We start from the raw sequence: 8,231 nt of genomic DNA, 5'->3' as shown, positions 1-8,231 counted from the left end.
TCGAACGGGGAGGGAGATTGCCTGTCGCCGCGACCCGCTCGGGTCGCGGCGCACGCGCATGAGGCGACCCAGCCAGAACGAGGAGGCCCAGTGGCTTATCGACGAGTCCTTCTGAAGCTGTCGGGGGAGGTGTTCGGTGGAGGAAAGCTCGGCGTGGATCCCATCGTGGTGGCCAACATCGCTGAGCAGATCGCTGAGGTGGTGCGTTCCGGCACCCAGGTGGCGGTGGTCGTCGGCGGCGGCAACTACTTCCGCGGCGCCGAGCTGTCGCAGAACGGGATGGCGCGGGACCGGGCGGACTACATGGGCATGCTCGGCACTGTGATGAACAGCATCGCGTTGCAGGACTTCTGCGAGAAGGCAGGCATCGAGACCCGCGTGCAGTCGGCGATCAACATGGCCCAGGTGGCGGAGCCCTACATTCCGAGGCGCGCCGAACGACACCTGGAGAAGGGGCGGCTGGTCATCTTCGGCGCCGGCTCCGGCATGCCCTACTTCTCGACCGACACGGTGGCCGCCCAGCGGGCCCTCGAGATCGGGGCGGAGGTGCTGCTGATGGGCAAGCAGGGCGTCGACGGCGTCTACAACAAGGATCCCAAGACCCACCCAGAGGCCACGAAGTTCGAACGCCTCTCCTACGACCAGTTCCTCATGGAGGACCTGAAGGTCGCGGACGCCACAGCCATTTCGCTGGCGCGCGACAACAACCTCAGTATCGTCTTCTTCAACCTCTCCACACCGGGCAACATCGGGCGAGTCGTCGCCGGGGAGCCGATCGGCACCCTGGTCTCGCGCTAGCCACCTCAGTCACCTCAGGAGCACTGTCATGATCGTCGAAACCCAGAACGACGCGTCCACCAGGATGCAGCACGCCGTGGACCACACCCGCGAGGACATGTCCACGATCCGCACGGGGCGGGCCCATCCCGCCATGTTCAACAAGATCACCGCGGACTACTACGGAGCGCCCACGCCCCTGCAGCAGCTGGCCAGCTTCACCTCACCTGACCCGCGCTCCATGGTGATCACCCCCTTCGACAGGAGCGCCATCGGCGCCATCGAGCGAGCCATCCGCGACGCGGACCTCGGCGTCAATCCCAGCAACGACGGCAACTCCGTGCGTATCCTCGTCCCCCAGCTGACTGAGGAGCGCCGCCGCGAGTACATCAAGATGGCCAAGGCCAAGGCCGAGGACGGCCGCATCGCGGTGCGCAACGTCCGTCGGCACGCTATGGACCATCTGAAGAAGGCCCAGAAGGACGGCGAGATCAGCGAGGACGACCTGGCGCGCGCCGAGAAGGCGCTCGACGCCACCACGAAGAAGTTCGTCGAGAGCATCGACGAGTTGTTCAAGCACAAGGAAGCTGAGCTGCTCGAGGTCTGATGACCACCAGCGACAACCAGACGCACACCCCGAAGGCGGGCCGGGACCTCCCGGTGGCCATCGGGGTGGGCGTCGCGTTGTTCGTGTCCTTCGCCGTGGGGCTCATCTGGTTCCCCTGGCTGTTCATCGGGCTGGTCGCCGTCGGGCTGAGTGCCGCGGCCGTCGAGGTTCATCGGGCGCTCCTCAGGAAGGGGATGCGCGCCGAGATCCTGCCCATCGTGGCGGGCACGGCCCTCAGCGTGGTCGGCGGCTACCTCGCGGCCGTCACTGACATGCGGGTCACCCCGACCTCGTTCGTCATCATCTGCCTGGGCGCCACCACCATCGTCGCTCTGGCATGGCGGCTGTTCCGCGGGGCCGAGGGCTTCATCCGCGACGTCGCGGCCAGCGCCCTGGTGATCGCGTACATCCCGTTGCTGGGCATGTTCGTGCCGCTCCTGATGGCGGCGCCGGATGGTCAACTGCGGATCCTGACCGTCATCGCATGTGTCGTCGCCTCAGATACCGGCGCCTACGGCGTCGGCTCCCTCATCGGACGGCACAAGCTCGCCCCGCACATCAGCCCGGGCAAGACCTGGGAAGGCCTGGCCGGCGGTGTCGCGGTGACCACCGCAGTGGCCGTCCTGGCCTCGGTGTTCCTCCTCGGAGCGCCGTGGTGGGTCGGTGTCCCGCTCGGAGTACTGGTGAGTCTGGCAGCCACCGTCGGTGATCTGGTCGAGTCCCTGCTGAAGCGCGACGCCGGGATCAAGGACATGTCCAACTTCCTCCCTGGCCACGGGGGTGTCATGGATCGTCTGGACTCGATGCTCGTGGCCGTCCCCGTCGGCTGGCTCGTTCTCCACCTCGCCCTCGGCGGCTGAGGCTCTCCATCGAAAAGGTGACCAATGTCCGGAACACAGCTGCCCATCGTCTTCGATGCGCCCGCCAGGGGTAAGGCCCCCAAGCATTGGCTGGATCTGAGCGTCGACGAGCGGATCGACGCCACCCAGCGGCTCGGTCTGCCCAAGTTCCGTGCCAACCAGATCTCGCGGCACCTCTTCGACAGACTGGAAGACAGTGTGGCCGACTTCTCCGACATTCCGGCCTCCATCCGCAATGACCTGGGGGAGCAGCTCTTTCCGCGTCTGCTCGATCAGGTGACCCAGCGCACCGCGGACCGCGGCACCACCGTCAAGACACTGTGGCGCCTGCACGACGGCTCCCTCCTCGAGTCCGTGCTCATGCGGTACCCAGGCCGCTCGACGCTGTGCATCTCGTCGCAGGCCGGCTGCGGCATGGCCTGCCCATTCTGCGCCACGGGCCAGGGAGGCCTCCAGCGCAACCTCAGCCAGGCGGAGATCACGGTGCAGGCCCTCGCGGCCAACCAGATGCTGGCCTCCGGCGCGGTGCCCGGGGCATCGGGGCGCCTCAACAACATCGTGTTCATGGGCATGGGGGAGCCGCTGGCCAACTACAAGGCGGTGCTGGGCTCCATCCGCACCCTCCTCGCACCCAGCCCCGACGGATTCGGGATGAGCGCGCGCGGCATCACGGTCTCCACCGTCGGCCTCGTCCCGAAGATCCAGCAGCTGACCGCCGAAGGGCTGCCCCTCACGTTGGCCGTGTCGCTGCATGCCCCCGACGACGAGCTGCGCGACGAGATCGTGCCCATCAACACCAGGTGGAAGGTGGGCGAGGTGGTGGACGCCGCGTGGGAGTACGCGCGCACCACGAAGCGTCGGGTGTCGATCGAGTACGCGCTGATGCGCGACATCAACGATTCCGTGGCGCGGGCGGACCTGCTGGCGACGCTGCTGAAGAAGCGCGGCGACTGGGGCTGGGTCCACGTCAACCTCATCCCGCTGAATCCCACCCCGGGCTCGAAATGGACGGCCTCCCGCAAGGAGGACGAGCGCGCCTTCATGCAGACCCTGGAGCGACGGGGCGTCCCCGTCACCCTCCGCGACACCCGCGGCTCCGAGATCGACGGCGCCTGCGGCCAGCTGGCCGCCTCCGTATCCCAGTAACTCATTGTCCGGATGGGGGACCCGCCCCTCGACGCAGCCGGGCGGGTGGCTACTATCGTCCCGCTGAACTCAATCCGAAGGAGTATCGATGGAGCAACAACTGGAGGGCGTCTTCCAGAGTGTCGTGGCCCGCAACCCGGGGGAGGCCGAGTTCCACCAGGCCGTCCGCGAGGTCTTCGAGAGCCTCGAGCCCGTCATCAAGCGGCACCCCGAATACCTCGACTCCAAGATCCTCCAGCGCATCTGTGAGCCGGAGCGCCAGATCATCTTCCGCGTCCCGTGGATGGATGACATGGGCGAGGTGCACGTCAACCGCGGCTTCCGCGTGGAGTTCAACTCCGCCCTCGGACCCTACAAGGGGGGCCTCCGCTTCCACCCGAGCGTCTACCTCGGCGTGATCAAGTTCCTGGGGTTTGAGCAGATCTTCAAGAACTCGCTCACCGGGCTGCCGATCGGCGGCGGCAAGGGCGGCTCTGACTTCGACCCGCGCGGCAGGACCGACGCTGAGGTCATGCGCTTCTGCCAGTCCTTCATGACCGAGCTGTACCGCCACCTGGGCGAGTACACCGACGTCCCCGCCGGAGACATCGGCGTCGGCGGTCGCGAGATCGGCTACATGTTCGGCCAGTACAAGCGCATCACCAACCGTTACGAGTCGGGCGTCCTGACCGGCAAGGGCATCGCCTGGGGCGGGTCGCTCGTGCGCACCGAGGCCACCGGCTACGGCACCGTGGTCTTCGCCGACGAGATGCTCAAGACACGCGGTGAATCGTTCGACGGCAAGAAGGTCAGCGTCTCCGGCTCCGGCAACGTGGCCATCTACGCCATCGAGAAGGTCCACCAGCTCGGCGGCACGGTGATCACGTTCTCCGATTCGACGGGCTACGTCATCGACGAGGCGGGCGTTGACCTTGACCTGCTCAAGCAGATCAAGGAGGTCGAGCGCGGCCGCGTCAGCGACTACGCCGAGCGCCGCTCCTCCGCGAGCTATCACTCCAACGGCAGTTCCATCTGGGACGTGCCCGTGGATGTCGCCCTGCCGTCGGCCACGCAGAACGAGCTGAACGGCGACCACGCCGCCACGCTCGTCCGCAACGGCGTCATCGCCGTCGCTGAGGGCGCCAACATGCCCACCACCCCCGAGGGCATCAAGGTGTTCCAGGAGGCGAAAATCCTCTACGGTCCGGGCAAGGCGGCCAACGCCGGAGGCGTGGCCACCTCGGCGCTGGAGATGCAGCAGAACGCCTCTCGCGACTCCTGGAGTTTCGAGTACACCGAGGAGCGCCTGACTGCGATCATGCGCAACATCCACGACCTGTGTGCCGAGACGGCCGAATCCTACGGTTCGCCCGGAGACTATGTCGTGGGCGCCAACATCGCGGGCTTCGAGAGGGTCGCCTCGGCGATGCAGGCCTTCGGTCTGGTCTAGGGAACCACTGATCAATGCTGTTCTCGGTGAGGACGTGCCGGGCGGGATGAGATGGTGCCACTACATCTGGTGCGTGTACCTGACGTCCATATCCAGATGGAGGGGTGGCAGATCGCCCGAGCCGGTGCGCCGCAGCCAGGACATGATTGATCAGTGGTTCCCCAGTCACGGCTCGCCCCACAGGGTGCGGTAGCGCCGGATCCGTTCAGGGTCCGGCGCTTCGCCGTACCCGGCCCAGAACGCGTCTTCGTGGCCGGGGCCGAAGTTCCACTCCAGCGACCATGACGCGATGGCGAGATCAGCCCAGCGGTCCGCCACGCCCAGGTCGCCGACGTCGACGATGCCTACGAACCTTCCGTCGTCGGCGACCAGCGTGTTCGGGGCGCACGGGTCGCCGTGAGCCACCACCAGCACATCGACGTCGTCCTGCACACCGATCCAGTCGGCCGGACCGAAGGGGCAGTCGCTCGGATCAAGGCTGTGCAGCATCGCCAGCCCCTCCCCGATGGCGGCCGCCGCACGGTCGGGGTGTGCCTGCCCACGCGCGTCCACCGCGGAGTGACCGGGCAGCCCCATGGTGACGATCAACCAGCCGTCGTCGAGTTCTTCGTATTCCACCATCCGGGGGGACGGGAACCGGCTGGCCAACCACGAGAGCCGCTCGGCCTCCGGGAGGAGGTCGTGAGGGCTCCACTTGGCGAACAAGGGGGTGGTGTCAGGACCGACGACGCGGGCGGTGAGCCCGCCGAGCTCGTTGAGCCAGACCAACTCGTCGACGCGGCGCCGGTTCTGCGCGGCCCATCGGGTGATGGCGAACGGGACCGGGGTTCCGGCGGGGGGAGGGGTGGCAAGGGGCATGGGACGATCTTGGCACGACATCGCCGCCGGATCTCAGCCGACGGCGGGCGCATAGACTTACCTGGTGCGCACCATCGCCCTGCTGGGCTCCACCGGATCCATCGGCACCCAGACCCTGGAGGTGATCTCCAGCAGGAGGGACCAGTTCCGGGTGCTGGCGCTCTCGGCCTCGGGAGGCAATCTGGAGCTGCTCGCACGCCAGATCATCGAGTTCGAGCCGGAGACCGTGGGGCTGGCCAGGGCCAGCGCCGCCCAGGAGCTCCAACGTGCGCTGTATGCCGAGGCGGACCGTCGCGGATGGAGCACCGGCCAGTACCAGCTGCCGAAGCTGCTGCTCGGCCCAGAGTCCTCCACGCAGCTCGCCGGGGCGGGCGTCGACGTCGTGGTCAACGCCATCACCGGGGCGGCCGGTCTCGGCCCCACGCTCGCGGCGCTGGCCGCGGGAAGCACGCTGGCGCTGGCCAACAAGGAGTCGCTGGTGATCGGCGGCAGGTTGGTCGTGCAGGCCGCTGCCCCAGGCCAGATCGTCGCTGTGGATTCCGAGCACTCGGCGTTCGCCCAGGCGCTGAGAGCCGGACGGGCAGACGAGGTGCGCCGGCTGATCCTCACCGCCTCCGGCGGCCCGTTCCGAGGCTGGAACCAGGAGCAGATCGCCGAGGTCACTCCGGAGCAGGCGATGGCGCACCCCACCTGGAACATGGGACGGGTGATCACCATCAACTCCGCCACCCTGGTCAACAAGGGCCTCGAGCTGATCGAGGCCGCGCTGCTGTACGGCGTCGGCTTCGACGACATCGTCGTCACCGTGCACCCGCAGTCCATCGTGCACTCGATGGTGGAGTTCCACGACGGTTCCACGATCGCCCAGGCGTCGCCGCCGGACATGCGCCTGCCCATCGGTATCGCGCTGACCTGGCCGGAGCGGCTCGCTGACGCCGCCGCCCCGTGCGACTGGACCAGCGCGGCCACCTGGACGTTCGAGCCCCTGGACCATGAGACCTTTCCCGCCGTCGAGCTCGCTCGCAGGGCCGGCAAGGCGGCCGGTACCGCACCCGCCGTGTACAACGCCGCCAACGAGGCGTGCGTCGACGCCTTCTGCGCAGGGACCATCGGTTTCCCGGACATCACCAGGATCGTGGCCGCGTGCGTCGAGGAGCACCTGCAGACCGGACACGTGGGCGACGACGCGCTCACGGTGCCGGCGGTCCTCGCCGCGGACCGGTGGGGGCGCACCAGGGCGTCCGAGCTGGCGGTCGCGCGATGACCGCCGTGCTCACGGTCCTGTTCGCCATCCTCTTCTTCGCCCTCATCATGGCCTCGATCGCTCTCCACGAGGTGGGGCACCTGGTGCCCGCCAAGCTGTTCGGGGTCCGGGTCAGCAAGTACTTCGTCGGGTTCGGCAAGACGCTGTGGTCCACCACCCGGGGCGAGACGGAGTACGGCATCAAGGCCATCCCGCTCGGCGGCTACGTGCGGTTGATGGGCATGTACCCGCCCCGGCGTCCCTCAGCCAAGCCGGGTGGGTGGCTGACCCGGATGGCTGATGAGGCCCGCGCCGTCGAGTACGAGGACATCACCGCGGCTGACAAGGGCAGGCTGCTCTACGAGAAGAAGACCTGGCAGAAGATCGTGGTGATGCTGGGCGGGCCACTGATGAACATCCTGATCGCCTTCGCCATCTTCCTCGGGATCAACCTGGCCTACGGGGTCCCGACGGCAACCCTGACGGTGGCCTCGGTCTCCGAATGCGCCGTCCCGGTGGACCGCGCGGACCGCACCTGCCGCCCCGGTGACCCGGAGACCCCCGCTGTCCTGGCCGGGGTGCAGCCGGGCGACATCCTGCTCGCGTTCAACGGCGCCGAGCTCACCGGCTGGGAGCAGATGGGCGACCTGATCCGGGACAACCGCGACGGCGCGGCGCGCGTCGTCGTCGAGCGCGATGGCCAACGGATCGAGCTGCCAGAGGTCCGCACCGTCCTGAATTTCGTGCCTGACCGGTTGGACCCCTCCCGCACCGTCGAGGCCGGGTTCCTGGGGGTGAGCCCAACCATCGAGCAGCGGCGTGGAGGTGTGGCGGCGACGGCCGCCCAGATGTGGACCATGACGAAACAGTCGGTCGTCGCACTCGCCAGCTTCCCCGTGCGGGTCTACAACGTTGCGGCTGACCTGGTGACCGGGCAGCCGCGTGACCTCAACTCGCCTCTGTCGATCGTGGGCGCCTCCCGCGTGGCAGGGGAGATCGGTGCCAGCGACGAGCTCGAGGTGGCGGACAAGGCGGCCACCTGGCTGTCGCTGCTGGGATCTGTGAACCTGTTCGTCGCGCTGCTCAATCTCGTGCCGCTGCTGCCACTCGACGGCGGCCACGTGGCCGCGGCTATCTGGGAGTGGCTCCGCAGGCACACAGCCCGCCTGATGGGCCGGCCGGACCCCGGCCACACGGACACGGCCAAGGGCCTACCCGTCACCTACCTCGTCGGCGGTTTCCTCCTGCTCGGCGGCGTGGTGCTGATCCTTGCAGACATCATCTCGCCGATCCAGATCCTCTAGGAGGGGT

General features: G+C 67.9%; 8 protein-coding genes. 7 read left to right on the top strand and 1 reads right to left on the bottom strand.

From position 1 onward, the window contains the following. Positions 1 to 90 precede the first annotated feature (90 nt). From pyrH to gdhA, 5 genes are all read left to right on the top strand, one after another. Positions 91 to 798 carry a UMP kinase gene (gene pyrH / locus ACZK39_RS01075; RefSeq protein ID WP_182783020.1) on the top strand — a complete coding sequence of 236 codons (708 nt, stop codon included), beginning with the start codon at positions 91 to 93 and terminating at the stop codon, positions 796 to 798. 31 nt (positions 799 to 829) lie between these two features. Continuing rightward, complete coding sequence (frr, locus tag ACZK39_RS01070; RefSeq protein WP_463612414.1) at positions 830 to 1,384, top strand: ribosome recycling factor; 555 nt, start codon at positions 830 to 832, stop codon at positions 1,382 to 1,384. Beyond that, entirely contained in the window at positions 1,384 to 2,244 is an 861-nt protein-coding gene (locus ACZK39_RS01065; RefSeq protein ID WP_182799592.1) for a phosphatidate cytidylyltransferase, read from the top strand. The genes frr and ACZK39_RS01065 overlap by 1 nt, the downstream gene beginning before the upstream one ends. Before the next feature lie 24 nt (positions 2,245 to 2,268). After that, positions 2,269 to 3,390 (top strand): dual-specificity RNA methyltransferase RlmN, encoded by a 1,122-nt coding sequence (gene rlmN / locus ACZK39_RS01060; RefSeq protein WP_463612247.1) that lies wholly within the window; start codon positions 2,269 to 2,271, stop codon positions 3,388 to 3,390. Between the two features lie 88 nt (positions 3,391 to 3,478). Further along, a complete protein-coding gene (gene gdhA / locus ACZK39_RS01055) occupies positions 3,479 to 4,819 on the top strand; it encodes an NADP-specific glutamate dehydrogenase (RefSeq protein ID WP_459054260.1) in 1,341 nt (446 codons plus the stop codon). A gap of 165 nt (positions 4,820 to 4,984) precedes the next feature. Here gdhA and ACZK39_RS01050 read toward each other — a convergent pair whose 3' ends face one another. Then, positions 4,985 to 5,677 (bottom strand): phosphotransferase, encoded by a 693-nt coding sequence (locus ACZK39_RS01050; RefSeq protein WP_459054261.1) that lies wholly within the window; start codon positions 5,675 to 5,677, stop codon positions 4,985 to 4,987. 64 nt (positions 5,678 to 5,741) lie between these two features. Between ACZK39_RS01050 and dxr the strand changes: the two genes are divergently transcribed. Beyond that, positions 5,742 to 6,941: a 1-deoxy-D-xylulose-5-phosphate reductoisomerase gene (gene dxr / locus ACZK39_RS01045; RefSeq protein ID WP_182783014.1), complete on the top strand. Its 1,200-nt coding sequence runs from the start codon at positions 5,742 to 5,744 to the stop codon at positions 6,939 to 6,941. Continuing rightward, positions 6,938 to 8,224 (top strand): M50 family metallopeptidase, encoded by a 1,287-nt coding sequence (locus ACZK39_RS01040; protein ID WP_182783013.1) that lies wholly within the window; start codon positions 6,938 to 6,940, stop codon positions 8,222 to 8,224. Before dxr ends, ACZK39_RS01040 begins: the two co-directional genes overlap by 4 nt. Positions 8,225 to 8,231: the final 7 nt, after the last annotated feature.

It is taken from the genome of Tessaracoccus luoxuelianae (assembly GCF_055326245.1).
Note: the sequence above shows the minus strand (reverse complement) of the source record. Positions and strands in the feature narration are given on the sequence as shown.